A 19,476-nucleotide genomic window follows, 5' to 3' on the forward strand; every position below is an offset into this window, starting at 1 on the left:
TAAGCCCGCATGGCACAAGCCCTGCGGGCTTTTTTACGTCTATTGGGCGCTGTGGCGATCTTGTGGCTTCCACAACTTTTAGGTACCTTCTTAGGTACCCGAAAGGCAGGTACCCATCTAGCGGGTACCTAAATGATGGAGGTACCTATGGCACGGTTAACAAAACCCCTCACCGATACGGAGATCAAAGCCGCCAAACCACAGGAGGCGGATTACACACTGCATGACGGCGACGGTCTGCAACTGCTCATCAAAAGCAGCGGCAGGAAAGTCTGGCAGATGCGCTACTACCGGCCTTTAACCAAAAAGCGCGCAAAACTGACTTTTGGGCCTTATCCCGAAGTTACTCTGGCCGACGCCCGGCAACGCCGTACAGCGGCCCGCGCCCTGCTGGTAAAAGATATTGACCCTTATGAACACCAGCTTTCATTGCGCAAGCAAGCGCTGGAAACCCAATCCAACACCTTTAAGGTCGTTGCCGAACGCTGGCTACAGCTAAAAAGGAACAGCGTCACCGCCGACTATGCCTCCGATATCCGGCGCTCCCTCGAAAAGGATATCTTCCCCGCCATCGGCGATATCAGCATCACGGATATCAAAGCGCGCACGCTGGTGCAGGCTATTCAGCCGGTACAGGCCAGAGGCGCGCTGGAAACGGTAAGACGATTATGCCAGCGGATTAACGAGGTGATGGTCTATGCCATGAACGTTGGTCTGATCGATGCGGCTCCCAGCGTCAATATCAGCAAGGCGTTCGAGAAACCGCAGAAAAAGCACATGCCCAGCATCCGCCCGGATCAACTACCGCAACTGATGCAAACAATGCGGCTGGCAAATATCGAGTTACCGACCCGCTGTCTGTTTATGTGGCAGCTTCTCACCCTCACCCGCCCTGTCGAAGCCGCTGAGACGCGCTGGCAAGAGATCGATCTGGACGCTAAAGAATGGCGCATTCCGGCCGAACGCATGAAAATGAAGCGGGTACATATCGTTCCGCTGTCAGAACAGGCGCTGGCGATTCTGGCGCTAATGAAACCCTTAAGCAGCCACCGGGAATATGTTTTCCCCAGCCGCATTAAACCGTTACAGCCAATGAATAGCCAGACGGTCAACGCCGCGCTAAAACGCGCCGGATTAGGCGGCATTCTGGTATCACACGGCATGCGATCCATTGCCAGTACCACGCTCAATGAGCAAGGCTTTCCGCCTGATGTCATCGAAGCCGCCCTCGCCCACGTAGATAAAAATGAAGTACGCCGGGCCTATAATCGCAGCGATTATCTGGAACAACGTCGCCCCATGATGCAATGGTGGGCCGACTTTGTGAAAGCGGCGGACAACGGCAGTGTGCTGGAAGGCGGGATCCGGGGACTTAAGGCAATTGGGTGATTGTATGAAGCCGTGTTTTCTCTCCCGCCTCACACCATAAGCAAGTGATGGTGTGAGGCGGGAGACGCGTTATTTTTCGCTCATCGTCAATGGACAAATCCTCAACCCCACGTCTTTAGTAACTCTTAAGATAAAGTCACTTAACGGATGCTAAAAAGGAAGAAATTAAAAATATGCCTTAGTCAGAACAAACAATTTCATCGCCTCTGACGGGCATCAACCTAGGTGACTTCGTATGATTGAACAAGACTGGCATCCGGCAGATATCATCGCTGGTTTAAAAAAGAAAGGCACAACGCTGGCTGCGGTTTCCAGAGACGCGGGACTCGCCTCTTCCACTTTGGCAAATACACTGACGCGCCATTGGCCTAAAGGAGAACGCTTAATCGCCGAAGCCTTGCATAAACGCCCTGAAGAGATCTGCCTTCGCGTTATAACAGCGGACAGCATCAACAATACCGAGATGGAACCTCGGATTAGCCACTAAAAATTTACAAAATTTTTTTCATCCTGGTAGTGGATTTAGACGCTCCTTACTGGATTTCTATGGAATAGAAATCCAGTAAGGAGCCAACAAGCGCAGCGCGTTAGCCGCTTGATATACGGATTTTGGCGCAGTAAATTATCAGTGCGATACCGCTGCTGCAAGCAGCACTCCCATGTTGCCACGACCTTGAAGGCAACGCGCAGGACTAACCTGTGTGGTCGATTCCCAACCCGCCCCGCTACCAGTTTGCGGGTGATCGCTGCGGCGATAGTAGCTACCTTATCCCAACGCCTTAGGGCTGCATCCTTTTTGCTCTTAGTGAAGCAACTGCTTTTTGTATACGCACTGATGCGTACAACAACCTTTATTGCTGGCGCAGCCGTCTGCGGTCTTTTGCTGCCTCAGTAAATGCATCCATGAGGCAGCGGCGTCACTTCATACGGCGGAAAGCCGTTGCAAGTGACGCCGCGAACAATCTCTGCGCCAGCCCTCGCGCCATAGCGCTTTGCGGCGCGACCTGTCATCTGACGCACATTTTCTGCGTCAATTCTCATCAACCCACTTATCAGAGGAGGACTGAACCGATACCTGAGGCGGGCTTTTAGCCTGAGGGGATTACCCTGCTGATGCAGGCGGCTGCACCGAGTGCATAACCGATATCCCCGCCATACCTCAACCGCTGCCGCTCCGGCGCGCAGGTATTGTTCAGTGCGGCACGGTAAATCCGTGTCGCAAATCGCCGTGCGCCGGAGAACAGAGGTTATTGAGGATGGGGGGATAACATATGTCACGATTAAGTCTGGAAATGCAGACGCTGGCCCGACAGGCCGGCGGCAGCCATAAGACGGTACATGACCGACTAAAAATTGCAGAGCGGCTTGCCAGTCACCTGCTGTCTTTGAATATTCAGATCCGCACGGTACAGCATCTGAAAGCAAAACATATCGAATGCTATATCGCCGAACGGTTAGAGCAGGGAATTACTCTGCGCACGCTGCATAATGAAATGGCGGCAGTGCGGGTAATGCTGCGCACCGCCGGGCGGGACAAGCTGGCGGATGCGGAACGGCTGAGCAATAAGACGTTAGGCCTGAGTGGCGCCAGCCGGGACGGTACGCGGCAAGCGATTACGCCGGAGCGCTATCAGGCGGCGCTGAAAGCCCTGCAACAGAAAGACGCTGGGCTGGCGCTGACGCTGCAACTGGCTCGAATGATGGGCCTACGATCACAGGAAGCGGTGCAGTGTTTGCAGTCGCTCCAGACATGGGCCAAAGCGCTGGAGCGAGGTGACGAGCAATTAACGGTGGTATTCGGCACCAAAGGTGGACGGCCCCGACAAACGCGGGTTCTGGATCGGGAAGCGTTAACGCAGGCAGTGTATCAGGCGCTGACGATTGCTGCTGCCCGCAACGGTCGGCTGATTGATAAACCGGATCTGAAAAGCGCCATTAATCGCTGGCGCTCGCAAACCGCTATGGCCGGACTAAAGGGGCAATATTCCCCGCACAGCCTGCGTTACGCATGGGCGCAAGATGCGATGCGCTATTATCGGCAGCAGGGATTCAGTAAACGGGAAGCCAGCGCGCTGGTGTCAATGGATTTAGGGCACGGGGATGGGCGTGGGCGGTATGTGGAGCGAGTTTATGGCTGATGGCCTAGATCAGGATTGGTACGAATGTCTTGGTAGGGAAAATATCTAAAGGTAAACGGTTCAGTTTGCCAGAATACTTACACGGGCAAAAAAACATTCCCAATCGGGGAAATGTCATTACCACGTTTATCTGCTGTTCAACAAAGATGCCTACTACTATTTGCGAACGATATGGAAAATTAATCTTACCTACGAACAGCCGGCACAGCTTTAAGCTAGATTCTAGATTTCATTTCCTCACTCAGTCACGTGCCTACTACTGCTGGGTAAGACCATGTCATTTATTAGAATAAAGAGAAGGATTGATGCACACAAGCTTATACGTTAAACTGACCAAGCCCTTTAGCGTTCAGACGGTTACGTCTAGTCGGGCGTTAAGCCAGACTCTAACTTATTGTGGGGTTTCGTGGTTGCGGTAGTCGTTCTTCGCATCCACTCCCCTAGTCGTGGATGCGAAGAACGACTACCGCATCCTTTAGTAAAGGGTTGTGGCAAACTGGAGCGTTCAGTTTGCCACGTTTTACTGGCTTTTTTGAATTTGCTTGAGGATTCTGCATGCGCCTTAACCTTTATGCGAAACTGATTGAAATTCAACCACGTAGTCGTAGGCAGATAGATAGATTTCTTGCCAATGCCCCCAATAAATACAAAGTATACACTATACCCAAACGAGACATTGGGGAAAGAATTATCGCCCAACCATCACGAGAGCTTAAGAAATTCCAACATTACATTATAAGTATTCTAGAATCTCTATTTGAAATACATACAAGTGCTATTGCTTATAGAAAGGGCACAGGAATTAAGCAGAATGCCAATATGCATTCTGCCAACCCTTATATACTAAAAATGGATTTCTCTAACTTCTTTAACAGCATCACGCCTGACCTCTTTTTTTTAGCATGTAAATGGAATAACTATTCCCTCAGTGCCGCCGAAGAGAGACTACTTACCAAAGCTCTTTTCTGGAATAAATCTAAAACGCAGGATGGTAGGCTCGCATTAAGCATAGGAGCCCCTAGCTCACCCCTTGTCTCCAATATTATTATGTATTTATTTGATGAGGAGTTTAATACGCTATGCAAAGACAATGGAATAGTATATTCACGATATGCCGACGACCTGACATTTTCTACCAGCCATAAAAATTTATTATTTTCCCTACCAGACAAAGTGAGAGCTTTTCTTTTCAAACATTATAATAATAGGATCACCTTGAATGAGCGAAAAACAGTATTCACTTCCAAAGCTCATAATCGCCATATTACAGGGGTGACACTAACTAACGAAGGGACTTTATCTGTCGGAAGGGAGCGTAAAAGGCTCATATCCTCTTTAGTTCATAAATATAAATTGGGTTTACTTGAACCTGATATGGTTTACTACCTTCAAGGATTATTATCTTTTGCCTCATACATTGAACCAAACTTCAGATTCAGACTGGCAAGAAAGTACTCTGCTGAAACCATTACTAAACTTATTAAACTAAGGAAAGCAGATGGAAAATTTAAAAAACAGTAAATTCAATAAGATCGAGGCAAAAGCTCGCAAGGGTGACATAGATGCAGCTTTTCAGCTATACAATTTTTATCTAAATGGTAAATATCTAGAGAAAGACTCAGAGAAAGCCCAAGAATACTTGGATTTAGTACTATCCCAATTTCGAGATCAAAAAATTAGAATTGCATCATTATCTTTGCTTAATTTTAGAATAGCCGAAAGATTATCGATAAGATTTAATAATGAACACACGCAAGTGCTTATTGGTAATAATGGTGCGGGGAAAACTACCGTACTAGACGCCATTTCACATAGCTTAAGCTGGCTTATCAGACGCATTGTCAATAGCGGAGGTAAAGGTAGGGATATTGATAAATCAGATATCACTATGGGGAATAATGATGGTTACAGCTCAATTATCACCAAGCTGACACTTTACAAAGATTATTCTCCTACTTTAGAGCTATGCGAAGTCGAAGAAGGCAGTATTGTGAAAAAGAAGAGTTATTACTCTGACTTCACACAACTGGGTAATTTATACAAGTTATCCTGTGATTCTGATGATAAATTTGAACTTCCATTATTTGCATACTACGGTGTTATGCGCTCTATGGATATTAATTCTAAAGATATGGTCGAATTTGACGAGACCACTGCAAATGAAATCCAAAATCGTTTCGATGGCTATAGTGGTTCAATAGCTGGTAAAGCTGACTTCAAAGCTTTTTTCCGTTGGTATAAGCGACTTGATGATCTGGTCAAACACGAGAATCAGAATGTTCCACAGACAGATTTGAAATTTATTTCAATGCTGGAAGAACTTGCTGATTCAGATCCTCAAGCAAAGAAAGTGCTTAATAAGTTACTTTCAAAAATGAAACCACAATCGGAACCAGAAGAAATAAGCTATGCAGCAAAAACTCAAAGAATTATAAATAAAACAATTCCTTTTTTTATGGACGGATTTAGTAATCTAAAAGTTGAGCTAAAACCTACCCTTCACCTTTCAATTGAAAAAGAAGGAATAAAAACCAATGTATTGCAGCTATCACAGGGTGAAAAATCATTACTTGCGCTAATACTTGATATCACTCGACGGCTAGCAGCGCTAAACCCTGACTCTGAAAATCCATTATTGTGTTCTGGCATAGTTTTAATCGATGAGATTGATTTACATCTTCATCCAGAGTGGCAACGAAATATCATAAAAAAACTGGAAACAGCGTTCCCAAACTGTCAGTTCATAGTTACCACTCACTCACCTCAAATTATCAGTGAAATAAAACATGATCAGATTTTTATTTTAGGGAAAGATGAAAGTGGAAATTTTAACTGTTTTTCTCCAGATCAATCTTACGGGCTGACATCAAATGATGTCCTCAATGAAATTATGAAAACTGGAGATAAAACTTTAGTTCGTTCCCCAGAGGTCCAGAATGGTATTGACGAAATTTTCTCTCTCATATCTAAAGGCGACTTAGAAAGTGCTAGCAGGAAGATTGCTGAAATGGAAAAGGAATTACATGGTGAAATCCCAGAACTGGCGAATGCCAAATTTGATATTGAGCTTCATGGCTGGGATAAAGAATGAGAGCGATTGAAAAAAGTCATGAGCCACGCTCTCTTGCACAATATCGAGTGAAAAACCGGGAATATGATGGGCCTAATTTTACCCCAATTAAAGTGGAAATTAGGACCTACCTACTAGCAGAACAGGGCTATCTATGTGCATATTGCATGAAAAGAATATCAACTGACTCAATGAAGATTGAGCATTGGGCATGCCAGCACGATCATCCAGAACTTGAATTATCATACAAAAATATGCTTGGATGTTGTATGGGTAATGAAGGCAAGCCAAAAAATCTACAGACTTGCGATACTCGCAAAGGTAGTGACTGTATAAAATTCAACCCATCCGAACCGAATCATCATGTGAATGATCTTATAAAATTTCATGGGGATGGTAAAATTTATTCAACTGATAGCGAATTTAATATTCAATTAGTCAAAGTGCTTAATCTAAACTCAGATAGACTTGTCCGTAACCGTACCCTTCTTATCGACTCCATACGTAAGGAGCTCAACGCCAAAAAAGGTAAAAGAACAAAATCAGAAATCAAAAAGCTCATTGCCGTTTATCTAGAAGTTGACACTGATGGGAAATTAAAGGAATACTATGCGTTGCCATTAATTACCTTTCAGCAAAAATTTAGAAAATTAATTATTCAACAAATTATACATAACAGCGACTCCCTAGAATTTTACTATGTTTTTTCATACAGCCTTGAGCCCCAACACTTTATACTAACATGTTAATAGGTAACATATAGTGGAAAGTTTTTCATTTTCGTAAATATGCCGTCTACTATAATATTTACTTCTATGTAATGATCATTACTGTTAATACAGTTTATTCGAAGATTAATTACCTTATCCAACAGCAAGAAGGAATCACATTTCCACAATAGCCCAGCGCAGGATATTTTTTCGAACGAGGTCAGCTGTAACACGTCAATCCTAGAAGCTAATTTCCTTAGCTTGGCATGTACTTCATTCAGGTTATCAGATGGAAGAGTAATTCCTTTAACCAGCGATAACTGTCAACAAAGTTGATAGTTATCGACCATATGAAGAAAGAAATTATTTTTCTAACTCGCCTGTAGTTGTCTCATGAAACTAAACACTTGCTAATTTGCGCTCATCAAAATGATGAAAAAATCTTAGGCACCTCATTAGGCACCAATATAAAATTAAATAAAATTTAATTATTTAAAATCAATGAATTACAACACAAATTCAACTCCCCCCAGCCCAATTTAGACATCGGTTATTACCAGATAAGGCCGATGAAGTACGAAAAGCCAGCACGGCGCAAGTCCTCCGGGCTTTTTTGCGTCTGATGGACATAGTGCAATCCTGTAACTTTCACAACGTCAGGTACCTTCTTAGGTCACACCCTCTGCGCAAAAATCCGACCAAATGTGGCCCAAAACAAACATCCTCCCCTTTCCCCCAATCCACCACCAACACATCCCTAAAAGTTATTGCGAGAGCAACCAGAGAAAACCACCGCCTGAATAATTCACTGAACTATTCGCATTTAACTAACCGTTTTTCAGCGTGATGAGCTAACATTCCAACATCCAACTTTCCCAAATTTTATGGATTTCCGATGCGTCGTCTGGTTGCTTTATTGCCCCTTATCGTGTTGCTGCAAGCCTGTAGCAGCAAGCCGGCCTCTTCCCTGCCTTCGGACACAACGATTAAGCCGTCTGGCGGTTTTTTTAATTCCCCCTCAACCGGCTTTTTAAACGGAGATTTCGCTCATAATCCGGACGTCGATCGCTTCATCGATCATATGGTGAATGAGTATGGGTTCGAGCGTGAAAATCTGCACCGCGTGCTGGGGCAAGCGCAACGGCTGGACAGCGTGATCCAACTGATGGATCGCCAGGCCCCCTCACCGACCACCGCGATTCCGTCCAACATCCCTAACGGCGCCTGGCTGCGTTATCGTAAGAAATTCATCACGCCCGACAATGTGCAAAATGGCGTGATGTTCTGGAACCAATATGAAGACGCCCTGAACCGGGCGTGGCAGATCTATGGCGTGCCGCCGGAAATCATCGTCGGGATTATTGGCGTGGAAACCCGCTGGGGCCGCATCATGGGGAAAACCCGTATTTTGGATGCGTTAGCCACCCTCTCCTTCGCCTACCCGCGCCGCGCCGCCTATTTCAAAGGCGAACTGGAACAATTTCTGTTGATGGCGCGGGAAGACGGGTTTGATCCGCTGACGCTGCGCGGTTCTTACGCCGGTGCGATGGGATATGGGCAATTCATGCCTTCCGCCTTTAAGAGCTATGCCGTGGACTTTAATGGCGATGGCATACCCAACCTGTGGGATCCCGTCGACGCCATCGGGAGTGTCGCCAACTATTTCAAAGCTCACGGTTGGGTTCGCAATGGTCAGGTGGCCGTAGCCGCCAACGGTCAGGCGTTGAGTCTGGATACCGGATTCAATACCCGCTACTCCGTGAATACGCTGTCCGCCGCAGGCCTGTCGCCGCTCGAACCACTAACCGGCAGCAAGGAAGTGAGTCTGCTGCGTCTGGATATGGGGAATCGCTACCAGTACTGGTACGGACAACCCAACTTCTACACCATCACCCGCTACAACCACAGCACCCATTACGCCATGGTGGTCTGGCAGTTGGGCGAGGAAGTGAAAATCGCCCGCAGAAGCCAACTCTGACTACGTTATCTGCCCGCCTGAGATGTTGAATCGACTGGCGGGGACTTAGGCGCTTAGGCGATAGTTTCTTCGCTTGCAACGTAAAATCGGATTTCCCGGAATGATTCCCTTGCGCCCAGTGACGTTGGCTGTTTTAGTGAGAAGCATCGATCAAGGCTGGGGCAAAGACCTCGCATAACGGAAAGAGTGATATGACTAAGATTCGAGTTGGCGTGGTGTTCGGTGGTAAATCGGCAGAACACGAAGTGTCGCTGCAATCCGCCAAAAACATCGTGGAAGCCATTGATAAGGATAAATTCGACGTCGTTCTGCTGGGTATCGACAAGCAGGGCGAATGGCATATTAATGATGCCTCCAACTATCTATTGAATGCAGACAATCCGGCGAAGATAGCTCTTAACCGTTCAAGTCAGCATGTCGCCTTGATCCCTGGTCAGGCCAACCACCAGTTAATCGATACGAAAAGTGCGGACGCCCTGTCCCAGATCGATGTGATCTTCCCGATCGTTCACGGCACATTAGGTGAAGATGGTTCTCTGCAAGGACTGCTCCGAATGGCCAATATCCCGTTCGTCGGCAGCAGCGTTCTGGGCTCGGCGGTCAGCATGGATAAAGATGTGACCAAGCGACTGCTGCGAGATGCCGGACTGCTGGTCGCCCCCTTTGTGACGCTCACCCGCGCAAATCGTCGCCGTTTCGACTTCACCACCATCACGGCTAAACTCGGCCTGCCGCTGTTTATCAAACCGGCCAATCAGGCTCTTCCGTCGGCGTTAGCAAAGTTAAAGACGAAGCGTCATTCCGACGCGCGGTCGATCTGGCGTTCAGCTATGACCATAAGGTGCTGGTGGAGTCCGCGATCGTTGGCCGTGAAATTGAATGCGCCGTCCTGGGCAACGATTTTCCGCAGGCCAGCGTGTGCGGCGAAATCGTCCTGCACGACGAGTTCTACTCTTACGATACCAAGTACATCGATGAAGACGGCGCAGGCGTCGCTATCCCGGCCCCGCTGCCGGAAGTGACCGACGAACGTATTCGGGCCGTGGCGCTGCGCGCTTTCCAGACGCTGGAGTGTCAGGGAATGGCCCGGGTCGATGTATTCCTGACGCAGGATGACGAGATCATCATCAACGAAGTCAACACGCTGCCCGGTTTCACCAATATCAGCATGTATCCCAAGCTGTGGCAGGCGAGCGGTATTGGCTATACCGCACTGATAACTCAGCTCATCGAACTGGCGCTGGAGCGCTATTCACAAGACAACGCACTACAAAGCTCAGTCCGCGACTGACGCTCATCGACATCGGGCAAGTTGATAACTCATCTTGCCCGATTCACCTTCTCGTTCCTGGCGATATCGCGCAAACAATCTCCGTTCCCCCTCATCTGGACTCAGCATTCGAGCCCCCAATGCCATCATCACGACGCTTATCCCGCAAGCGCATCATCTTGGGTCCTCTCTTCGTCGCTGGTCGCGCTCCTCAGGTAAAAAGCCACCGATTCATATTGTTGTAACTCGGCGATATACAGATGCTGACTGCCCAACAGCTCAAATCCGCTTTTCAGCAGCACCTTGCCAGAGGCGGTATTACCGTCTTTATGACAGCCATATAATCGGTCTAGGCCAAGTTGCCCAAACGCGAACTGACATATCGCCAGACAGGCTTCCGTGCTGTAGCCGTATCCCCAATATTCCGTCCCCAGCCAATAACCGACCTCCGGGTAAGCGCTATCCAGCGCCGACAGCGAAATCGCGCCTATGACCTGTCCTTCTGGTCGCAGACATAGGGCAAACGTTATGCTTTTTCCGCTTTGCCAGTTATCGTCCAGAGATGCAATCCACGATCTTATGAGTGACTGGGGGCAAGGATAAGGTATATGCACGGCCATAGCGGCGATGCACGGATCACTTTCCAGCAGTATGAACAACGTTTCAGCATCGGCATCCCGCAGCGGTCGAAGCGCCAGACGCGGTGTATCGATGAACGGCTGTGGCGGCTTTTCTTTTGTCATAATGTCTACCTTACGCGCGCTCCCCACAGAAATGAACGGGACAGTAAGGATTCAGTGGCGACACAGGAAAAAACAGTTCCCGTATTCGTCGCAAGGATGAACGTTTTCGCCGGACCTGTTATGATCCAAAAATGGTTCGTCTTGCTGTAACAATATTGCTACATACTGTCTGCAGTTGGAATTGAACAGATTTTTAAGACAACTCCGCGCGCAAACGGCTGTATAACGATCAGTCTTCGCGGTGATAAAACCCGCCCCACAAGGTAATTCGCTCAGCAATTGAAGGTTAAGTCATGATCACCACCGACGGTAATAACGCAGTCGCATCCGTGGCCTGGCGAGCTAATGAAGTTATCGCCATTTACCCCATTACGCCCAGTTCGACCATGGCGGAGCAGGCAGCAGCCTGGTCCAGCGAAAGCCGCCGCAACCTGTGGGGAGACACGCCGCGCGTGATGGAAATGCAGTCGGAAGCCGGCGCCATCGCGACCGTGCACGGCGCACTGCAAACCGGGGCCCTGGCGACCTCTTTCACATCGTCGCAGGGACTGTTGTTGATGATCCCGACGCTGTACAAACTGGCCGGTCAGTTGACCCCCTTCGTCCTGCACGTTGCCGCCCGAACGGTTGCAACCCATGCGCTGTCCATTTTCTGCGACCATTCCGATGTGATGGCCGTACGCCAAACCGGCTGTGCCATGCTGTGCGCCAGCAACGTTCAGGAAGCGCAGGACTTTGCGCTGATTTCTCAGATGGCCAGTCTGAACAGCCGCTTGCCTTTTATTCATTTCTTTGATGGTTTCCGGACCTCTCACGAAATCAACAAGATTGAACCGCTGAGCGACGAACAGATCCTGCGACTGCTGCCGCAGAAGTCGATTGATGAGCATCGTGAGCGAGCGCTCACACCAGAGCGTCCGGTCATTCGCGGAACGGCGTCCAATCCGGATACCTTCTTCCAGGCGCGTGAAGCGACCAATACCTGGTACAACGATGCCTATCAGCATGTTGAGCAGGCGATGGATGACTTCGCCGCCGCAACCGGTCGTCAGTACCATCCGTTTGAGTACTACGGACACCCGGAAGCGACCCGCATCATCATCCTGATGGGCTCCGGCGTCGGCACCAGCGAAGAAGTCATTGATACGCTGCTCACCCGTGGCGAAAAAGTTGGTGTGGTGAAAGTCCGTCTGTACCGCCCGTTCTCCGCCCAGCACCTGCTGGACGTGATCCCGCAGACCGCTCAGAACATTGCCGTACTGGACCGAACCAAAGAGCCGGGCGCGCTGGCCGAGCCGCTGTATCTGGATGTCATGACCGCCGTCGCCGAGGCTTTCTCACGAGGTGAGCGCCCACTCATGCCTCGCGTGATCGGCGGCCGCTACGGCCTGTCATCTAAAGAATTTACGCCGCAGTGCGTCGAAGCCATATTTAAAGAGTTAGCGCTCGCCAACCCGCGCCCGCGCTTCACGGTGGGTATCTACGACGACGTGACGAATCTGTCACTGCCGCTGTCCGACCTGCCGATGCCGACGCAAGCGTCGCACGAAGCGTTGTTCTATGGTCTGGGCAGCGACGGCACCGTGTCGGCCACCAAGAACTCCATCAAAATCGTCGGTAATTCCACGCCGATGTTCGTGCAAGGCTACTTCGTGTATGACTCGAAGAAAGCCGGCAGCCTGACCGTATCGCACATGCGCGTCGGCCCGACGCCGATTAATTCCGCGTACTTGATCGAACAGGCCGACTTCGTGGCCTGCCACCAGTGGCAGTTCATTGATAAATACAGCATGGTCGAACGTCTGAAACCGGGCGGAATTTTCCTGATTAACACGCCTTACAGCAGCGAAGACCTGTGGCATCGCCTGCCGCAGGAAGTGCAGGCGGGGCTGAATCAGCGTCAGGCGCGCGTCTACTGCATCAACGCGGCCAAGATCGCACGTGATTGCCAACTGGGCGCGCGCATCAATACCGTCATGCAGATGGCCTTCTTCCACCTGTCGCAGATTTTGCCGGGCGAAGATGCGCGAGAAAAACTGCGCACCGCCATCAACAACAGCTACGGCAGCAAAGGCGTGGAACTGGTCGAACGTAACTGGCGCGCGCTGGACGCCACGCTGGAAGCGCTGGCGGCCGTGCCGCTGGAGCCGGTCAACCCGAGCAGCCCGCAGCGCCCGCCGGTCGTCTCCGACGCCGCGCCCGACTTCGTCAAAACCGTGACCGCCGCCATGCTGGCCGGACTGGGCGACACCCTGCCCGTTTCCGCGCTGCCGCCGGACGGCACCTGGCCAACGGGCACCACCCGTTGGGAAAAACGCAACATCGCGGAAGAAATTCCGTTGTGGAAAGCCGACCTGTGTACCCAGTGCAACCATTGCGTCGCCGCCTGCCCACATGCCGCCATCCGGGCCAAAGTCGTCCCGGCGGAAGAGATGGAGAGCGCGCCCGCGTCCCTGCAATCGCTGGATGTGAAGGCCCGCGACATGCGCGGCCAGAAATACGTCTTGCAGGTCGCGCCCGAAGACTGCACCGGCTGTAATCTATGCGTGGAAGTGTGCCCGGCCAAAGATCGTCAGAACCCTGAGATCAAGGCCATCAACATGGAGCCGCGTCTGGAGCACGTCGAGGAAGAGAAGACGCATTACGACTTCTTCCTGAAGCTGCCGGAAATCGACCGCAACAAGCTGGAACGCATCGACATTCGTACGTCGCAGCTGATTACACCGCTGTTTGAATACTCCGGCGCCTGTTCCGGCTGCGGTGAAACGCCGTATATCAAGATACTGACCCAGCTGTACGGCGACCGTCTGCTGGTCGCCAATGCCACGGGGTGCTCGTCGATTTACGGCGGTAACCTGCCAACGACGCCGTGGACCACCGATGCCAACGGCCGCGGCCCGGCTTGGGCTAACTCGCTATTCGAAGATAACGCCGAGTTCGGTTTAGGCTTCCGTCTGAGCGTGGATCATCATCGCCAGCGCGCCCAGCGCCTGCTGAACCAGTTGGCGCCTCAGTTATCCACCGAACTGGTCGCGTCTCTGCTGGAAGAAAATATTAAAACCGACGACCGTCGCCAGCAGATCGAGCAGTTGCGCCAGCAGTTGGCCACACTGACAAGTCATGAGGCCCGTCAGCTGGCGGAAGAAGCCGATCATCTGGTCGAGAAATCTATCTGGCTGATCGGCGGCGATGGCTGGGCTTACGACATCGGCTATGGCGGTCTGGACCACGTCATGAGCCTGTCGGAAAACGTCAATGTTCTGGTGTTGGATACGCAGTGCTACTCCAACACTGGCGGCCAGCAGTCCAAGGCGACCCCGCTGGGCGCGGTGACCAAGTTTGGCGAGAACGGCAAGCGTAAAGCGCGTAAAGATCTCGGCATCAACGTCATGATGTACGGACACGTCTATGTCGCGCAGATCTCGCTGGGCGCTCAGCTCAACCAGACGATAAAAGCCATTCAGGAAGCTGAAGCATGGCCGGGTCCGTCACTGATTATCGCCTACAGCCCGTGTGAAGAGCACGGCTACGATCTGGCGTTCAGCCACGATCAGATGCGTCAGTTGACGGCGACCGGCTTCTGGCCGCTGTATCGCTTTGACCCGCGACGCACCGCGGAAGGCAAACCGGCCCTGATGACGGACTCGCGTCCGCCTTCCGCCAGCCTGAGCGATACGCTGCTCAAAGAGCAACGATTCCGCCGCCTGAATACGCAGATGCCGGAAGAAACGGCCCTGCTGTATGAAGAAGCCGAGCTGGATCTGCGCCGACGCTATGACTTCCTGAATATGATGGCGGGCAAAGCCGAGAAAAATACGCAGGAATAACAGCTAGTAAGGCAATCGCTACGCCCTGTGCCGACACTCCGGCGCAGGGCGTTTTTTATGGCGGGCAGGCTTATCGACCGCATCACCCCCATCTAACGTCATCCCGGTCAGGAAGACATCTCGGTCACTTTTTCATGCCAAAAACGAGCCGCCGCGCTTGTGGGCTTCAAAAAATGTGATTAGTTACACATGTTGTTTCCCAATTAAGACGATCTGCCCATATAATGCGCACAGGTCTCTATTGACCCCAATAACCATTTCCGCCGGTATGGCTTCACACTCAATTAAGATCCCAACATGAGTATTCGTGCGATTCTGACGTTCGTTTTGGCTGCTGCCAGCTTTAGCCAGGCAGCTCTGGCCGTAGTCTATCCTCTGCCTACCGGTAAAAGTCGGTTGGTGGGTGAAAACATTCACTTTACTATCCCCAGCGATAGCACCCAGCCTCTTGAGCATTTCGCCGCCCAGTTCCAGATGGGGCTGAGCAATATGATGGAAGCGAATCCGGGGATTGATGTTTACCTGCCCAAACCCGGCAGCGACATGACGATCCCGCAGCAGCTGATCCTCCCGGATACGCCGCGTCAGGGGATTGTTATCAACAGCGCAGAGATGCGTCTGTACTATTACCCGAAAGGCACCAATACCGTCGTTGTACTGCCGATCGGCATCGGCGAGTTAGGTAAGGATACTCCGATCAACTGGGTGACCTCAGTACAGCGTAAGAAAGATGGTCCGACATGGACACCGACTGCCGCCATGCATGCTGAGTATGCCGCACGCGGTGAGACCCTGCCTGCCGTCTACCCGGCCGGTCCGGATAACCCGATGGGCCTCTATGCGCTGTATATCGGGCGCCTGTATGCCATTCATGGTACCAATGCCAACTTCGGCATTGGCCTGCGCGTCAGCCACGGCTGCGTACGTCTGCGTGCCGACGACATCAAATACCTGTTCGATCATGTGCCAGTCGGCACCCGCGTGCAGTTCATCAATGAACCGGTGAAAGCGACGACGGAACCCGACGGCTCGCGCTACCTCGAAGTTCACCACCCGCTGTCACGCACCGTGGAAGAATTCAATGCCGACACGCCGGTTCCGCTAACGCTGACGCCTGCCGTGACCCAAATTCTGGCTGATGCCAGCGTGAACGAAAGCACGGTTAATCAGGTGATTCACGATCGCCTGGGCATCCCGCTTAAAGTGAACGGCCCGGCCAACGATCCTGTTTCACCGGCTGAGCCACAGAACGCCGCGCCAGTCGCGCCGCAGACCGTACAGCAGGCCGCGCCGGAAGCCGCGACGCCTGCCGCGCCAGAGGCCAATCCTCAGGAAGCGCAGCCGCAGTCTGAAAACGTGCAACCGGAAACGACTACGCCGGATGCGACAGCAACACCGGAAGAGAACGACACGGCAACGGCGCCTTCAGAGCAGCCAAGCCAGTCTTAATACCAACCACAGGGCGGCGCACAGCCGCCCTGTTCTTCGCGTTACCCCTTTCTCTCCTTTCAGGTTCTACTGACTCGATACAGCCAACGCTGTACGGGCTCAACAGACTGTGCACGAAGGAAAGTGCGCAAAGCGGCCATCCCTTATTGAATGGCCGGTATTCAGGATAAGCATGGTTAGATAAGCGCAGCCTGCTTCAGCTCACTCTTCAGATAGGCGTAATAGATAGGGGCGGCGATCACGCCGGATAAACCAAAAGCGGCTTCAAACACCAGCATCGCCAACAAAATTTCCCAGGCATGAGCTTTGATCCGCGTTCCGACGATCTGCGCATTCAGGAAATATTCCAGCTTGTGGATCAGCATCAGGTATAGCAGAGCGCTCAAGGCCGTCGGCAGCGAGATTGAAAGCGCGGAAATGAACACCATCGCATTAGAGATCAAATTTCCGACCACTGGCAGCAGGCCGAAAACGAACGTCAGCACGACCAGCGTTTTTGAAAACGGCAGATGGACCCCAAAGGCCGGCAGGACACCCAGTATAAAGATGGCGGAAAGGATCGTATTCACCAGCGAGATTTTCACCTGCGCGAAGACGATATTGCGGAATGACGCCGATAGGAGTGCGATCCGATGAAGCAGCTCCATTTTAAGCAATGGCTTGTCCACACGATGATCAACGTTATACAACGAGATGATCGCCCCCAGGATCATGCCTATCAGCATCGTCACGAAGCCGTGCAGGAAGCTTTTCCCTAAGTTCTGCAAAATCGCCACGTGCTGTTGTAGCCACTGGATCACCTCTTGCTGAAGTTCTTCAACGCTGACCGGCAGGTAACCTGGCAAAAATGTCATAATCTGGGATTGCACATCACCCAGAATGTACGCGATACGCGCATTGAACACGCGGGTGTCCCTCATCTCCTGCATTAACAACCCCACCAACGCAGCAAACGTGACGCTGAGCAAGCTAACAACCAGCGCGCTGATCACCGCGACAACCGCCAAACGGGCTCGCTTGCCGCTGATGACCTTCTGAAAATGAGGGGTCAGCAGGTTGATGATTTCGTACACCAGAAAACCGGCGATAAAACAAGCCAGTAAACGCAGCTGAATCAACAGCAGCAATCCTCCCATGATAAAGACAAAACTTAACAAGCGGGCTTGTTTCAAATTCAACAACTGCATGATGGCGTCCTGTGTCCGTAATGCTGCGTCAAAAGCATCGCCTTCCTCTGTTCACTGATACAGAGAACCCCCAAGAAAGAGCGACGATCTGACAATGAAATGCTTTTTCCGCAATTATTCTTAGCGTTTTACCTCAGAAACACCAGCGGCAATTTGCCGCCGTTCCTTGCCTAACGTCCGATCGAGGCTGACTACGCTGTCAATGCGGCAGACGCCTGCGCTGGCTCTCCTCGCCATCATCTTACCCTTACCGGTCACCCGCCTTATTAAGCCACTACGATAATTAATATCACTGGTAATATTAGGGTTATTAGTCTCTAGGGAATAACGATCAATTCATTAAAATATCAATTCATTTTTACACGTTGTAATAACAGGATTGCATCTCCCGGAATCATTTGACCCAATAATTAGGGATATGCCTTCGCTAACTTAATGAATAATAGAGGGGCGAGAGGGGTTAGCTCAGAAAGTATTATTCTAGACGTAGACGATAACGAATAAGAACATGAGAGATAAGTAAATATTATTTATGAGATATGGCATAGAAATGTCTAAAGGCAGCGTGGTCAACTCCCTCTACTTACTTATTAAGTTCTCTAATTAGAAATAAAATTTTCATAAAACGTAGGTATAAATTTCCCAACGGGCGGACGACAGCGATACAAAACGTATATCTGTCGTTCCCACGAGAAATGCCACGAGGAGTCTGAGTCAGGAAGCCAGACCCGGCTTCAAGAACACACCGCCATGATTAAGGATGATCAACGACAACACACGGCTTTCCACATTTAGCTTGGAGAAGGTCAGCGTGCTGATCGGCTTTTTCATAAAGCCGTCCGCAAGCAGGTCACAGCTGACATGCGTGCTCAGCATATGCTTATCGGCGATGAAGTCCTGGAAGGCAAACTGCACGTTGATAGGCAGTATTTCGTCAATCGACGCCGGATTGCTGGCATTCGGACGCAGGCCAAAATGGGCGTTAAATGCAGCATTGGCGCAGAGAACCTTGCATTTTTCGTCAATGATAGCGACCGCCCGGCGGTCATTATGGATCGGTGTACTCAATATGCCGATGATGTCATTCCGCCCAAATATCAGACTCATTGTTTCCTCTGCTCGATATCAAGCTGTATAGAAAATGATAAAGCCAGGCATCAGTTCGGCCAGACAGAGATGGTCACCCTGATGATGGCAATCCTCAACCCGTCAGAAAACTTTCCGACAGATGAAAAAACAAACCGTGCCAAAAATAGCATCAAGCCTCTGAATTATGTAGAGCGAGTTCTACCATTCATTCATTGATTCTTTGTGCTTATTTATAATGAATTAACAAATTGTTTCTGAGCTATTCCTTAAAAGAATACTCATATGTTTATTACTAAAGCGAATTGAATATAGCTATCTTGATCATCGATGAAGCCTTTTCTATAAGCCCCTACCCGACGAACCAAATATATACCACATTCCGTTAACTCGATCCGTTCATAAGTCAAGACTGCGGCACTATACCTCAATTCCTTTAAATCTAATCGGCCAAATAGGCGCGATCTTTACCCCATTTGATCGCATACGCCGATCAAATTCTTATTAAGAATAGTTTAAATCAATGATTGTTAGGCAATGTAGCTTTTTAATTACAGGAGTAAAAAAATCATCTTTGTATTCAATGAAATGTGATGTTGGTCACTATTTTTAAATCCCTTTTAACGATC

The 19,476-nt window shown here is 50.2% G+C and carries 11 protein-coding genes and 3 pseudogenes; 11 read left to right on the forward strand and 3 right to left on the reverse strand.

All coding sequences use genetic code 11. The annotated features are described in order from the left end of the window. Positions 1 to 147 precede the first annotated feature (147 nt). From AU509_RS05265 to ddlA, 9 genes and pseudogenes are all read left to right on the forward strand, one after another. On the forward strand, positions 148 to 1,389 hold the full coding sequence (locus tag AU509_RS05265) for an integrase domain-containing protein (protein WP_094117813.1): 1,242 nt from the start codon (positions 148 to 150) through the stop codon (positions 1,387 to 1,389). Between the two features lie 235 nt (positions 1,390 to 1,624). Then, positions 1,625 to 1,869 (forward strand): annotated as a pseudogene (locus AU509_RS05270) (helix-turn-helix domain-containing protein). 791 nt (positions 1,870 to 2,660) lie between these two features. Next, complete coding sequence (locus AU509_RS05275; RefSeq protein WP_094117814.1) at positions 2,661 to 3,527, forward strand: integrase domain-containing protein; 867 nt, start codon at positions 2,661 to 2,663, stop codon at positions 3,525 to 3,527. Between the two features lie 85 nt (positions 3,528 to 3,612). After that, a pseudogene (locus AU509_RS18545) lies at positions 3,613 to 3,690 on the forward strand (YagK/YfjJ domain-containing protein); the annotation flags it as partial. Positions 3,691 to 4,082: 392 nt separating this feature from the next. After that, on the forward strand, positions 4,083 to 5,048 hold the full coding sequence (locus AU509_RS05285; RefSeq protein WP_094117815.1) for a retron St85 family RNA-directed DNA polymerase: 966 nt from the start codon (positions 4,083 to 4,085) through the stop codon (positions 5,046 to 5,048). Next, positions 5,026 to 6,618 (forward strand): AAA family ATPase, encoded by a 1,593-nt coding sequence (locus AU509_RS05290; RefSeq protein ID WP_094117816.1) that lies wholly within the window; start codon positions 5,026 to 5,028, stop codon positions 6,616 to 6,618. Before AU509_RS05285 ends, AU509_RS05290 begins: the two co-directional genes overlap by 23 nt. Beyond that, entirely contained in the window at positions 6,615 to 7,346 is a 732-nt protein-coding gene (locus AU509_RS05295; protein ID WP_094117817.1) for a retron system putative HNH endonuclease, read from the forward strand. The genes AU509_RS05290 and AU509_RS05295 overlap by 4 nt, the downstream gene beginning before the upstream one ends. A gap of 856 nt (positions 7,347 to 8,202) precedes the next feature. Further along, a complete protein-coding gene (gene mltB / locus AU509_RS05300) occupies positions 8,203 to 9,285 on the forward strand; it encodes a lytic murein transglycosylase B (RefSeq protein WP_094117818.1) in 1,083 nt (360 codons plus the stop codon). Between the two features lie 191 nt (positions 9,286 to 9,476). Continuing rightward, positions 9,477 to 10,576 (forward strand): annotated as a pseudogene (gene ddlA, locus AU509_RS05305) (D-alanine--D-alanine ligase). Positions 10,577 to 10,713: 137 nt separating this feature from the next. Here the strand turns inward: ddlA and AU509_RS05310 are convergent. After that, complete coding sequence (locus AU509_RS05310) at positions 10,714 to 11,298, reverse strand: GNAT family N-acetyltransferase (protein WP_094117819.1); 585 nt, start codon at positions 11,296 to 11,298, stop codon at positions 10,714 to 10,716. Between the two features lie 293 nt (positions 11,299 to 11,591). On the opposite strand from AU509_RS05310, the gene nifJ reads away from it, so the two are divergent. Beyond that, complete coding sequence (gene nifJ, locus AU509_RS05315) at positions 11,592 to 15,125, forward strand: pyruvate:ferredoxin (flavodoxin) oxidoreductase (protein ID WP_094117820.1); 3,534 nt, start codon at positions 11,592 to 11,594, stop codon at positions 15,123 to 15,125. A gap of 297 nt (positions 15,126 to 15,422) precedes the next feature. Further along, positions 15,423 to 16,574, forward strand: coding sequence for a L,D-transpeptidase family protein (locus AU509_RS05320; protein WP_085651337.1), 1,152 nt, complete (start codon positions 15,423 to 15,425; stop codon positions 16,572 to 16,574). A 176-nt stretch (positions 16,575 to 16,750) separates the two neighbouring features. Here AU509_RS05320 and AU509_RS05325 read toward each other — a convergent pair whose 3' ends face one another. Both AU509_RS05325 and AU509_RS05330 read right to left on the reverse strand, forming a co-directional pair. Further along, positions 16,751 to 17,761: an AI-2E family transporter gene (locus tag AU509_RS05325; RefSeq protein ID WP_085651336.1), complete on the reverse strand. Its 1,011-nt coding sequence runs from the start codon at positions 17,759 to 17,761 to the stop codon at positions 16,751 to 16,753. Between the two features lie 714 nt (positions 17,762 to 18,475). Continuing rightward, a complete protein-coding gene (locus tag AU509_RS05330; protein WP_085651335.1) occupies positions 18,476 to 18,868 on the reverse strand; it encodes a transcriptional regulator in 393 nt (130 codons plus the stop codon). Between the last annotated feature and the right edge of the window lie 608 nt (positions 18,869 to 19,476).

Origin of the sequence: Lonsdalea britannica (assembly GCF_002111595.1) — a bacterium.
Lineage (GTDB): Bacteria > Pseudomonadota > Gammaproteobacteria > Enterobacterales > Enterobacteriaceae > Lonsdalea > Lonsdalea britannica.

Coding starts and splice junctions, on each gene's coding strand:
- AU509_RS05265 (WP_094117813.1), top strand. CDS start 148: ATGGCACGGTTAACAAAACCCCTCACCGATACGGAGATCAAAGCCGCC.
- AU509_RS05275 (WP_094117814.1), top strand. CDS start 2,661: ATGTCACGATTAAGTCTGGAAATGCAGACGCTGGCCCGACAGGCCGGC.
- AU509_RS05285 (WP_094117815.1), top strand. CDS start 4,083: ATGCGCCTTAACCTTTATGCGAAACTGATTGAAATTCAACCACGTAGT.
- AU509_RS05290 (WP_094117816.1), top strand. CDS start 5,026: ATGGAAAATTTAAAAAACAGTAAATTCAATAAGATCGAGGCAAAAGCT.
- AU509_RS05295 (WP_094117817.1), top strand. CDS start 6,615: ATGAGAGCGATTGAAAAAAGTCATGAGCCACGCTCTCTTGCACAATAT.
- mltB (WP_094117818.1), top strand. CDS start 8,203: ATGCGTCGTCTGGTTGCTTTATTGCCCCTTATCGTGTTGCTGCAAGCC.
- AU509_RS05310 (WP_094117819.1), bottom strand. CDS start 11,298: ATGACAAAAGAAAAGCCGCCACAGCCGTTCATCGATACACCGCGTCTG.
- nifJ (WP_094117820.1), top strand. CDS start 11,592: ATGATCACCACCGACGGTAATAACGCAGTCGCATCCGTGGCCTGGCGA.
- AU509_RS05320 (WP_085651337.1), top strand. CDS start 15,423: ATGAGTATTCGTGCGATTCTGACGTTCGTTTTGGCTGCTGCCAGCTTT.
- AU509_RS05325 (WP_085651336.1), bottom strand. CDS start 17,761: ATGCAGTTGTTGAATTTGAAACAAGCCCGCTTGTTAAGTTTTGTCTTT.
- AU509_RS05330 (WP_085651335.1), bottom strand. CDS start 18,868: ATGAGTCTGATATTTGGGCGGAATGACATCATCGGCATATTGAGTACA.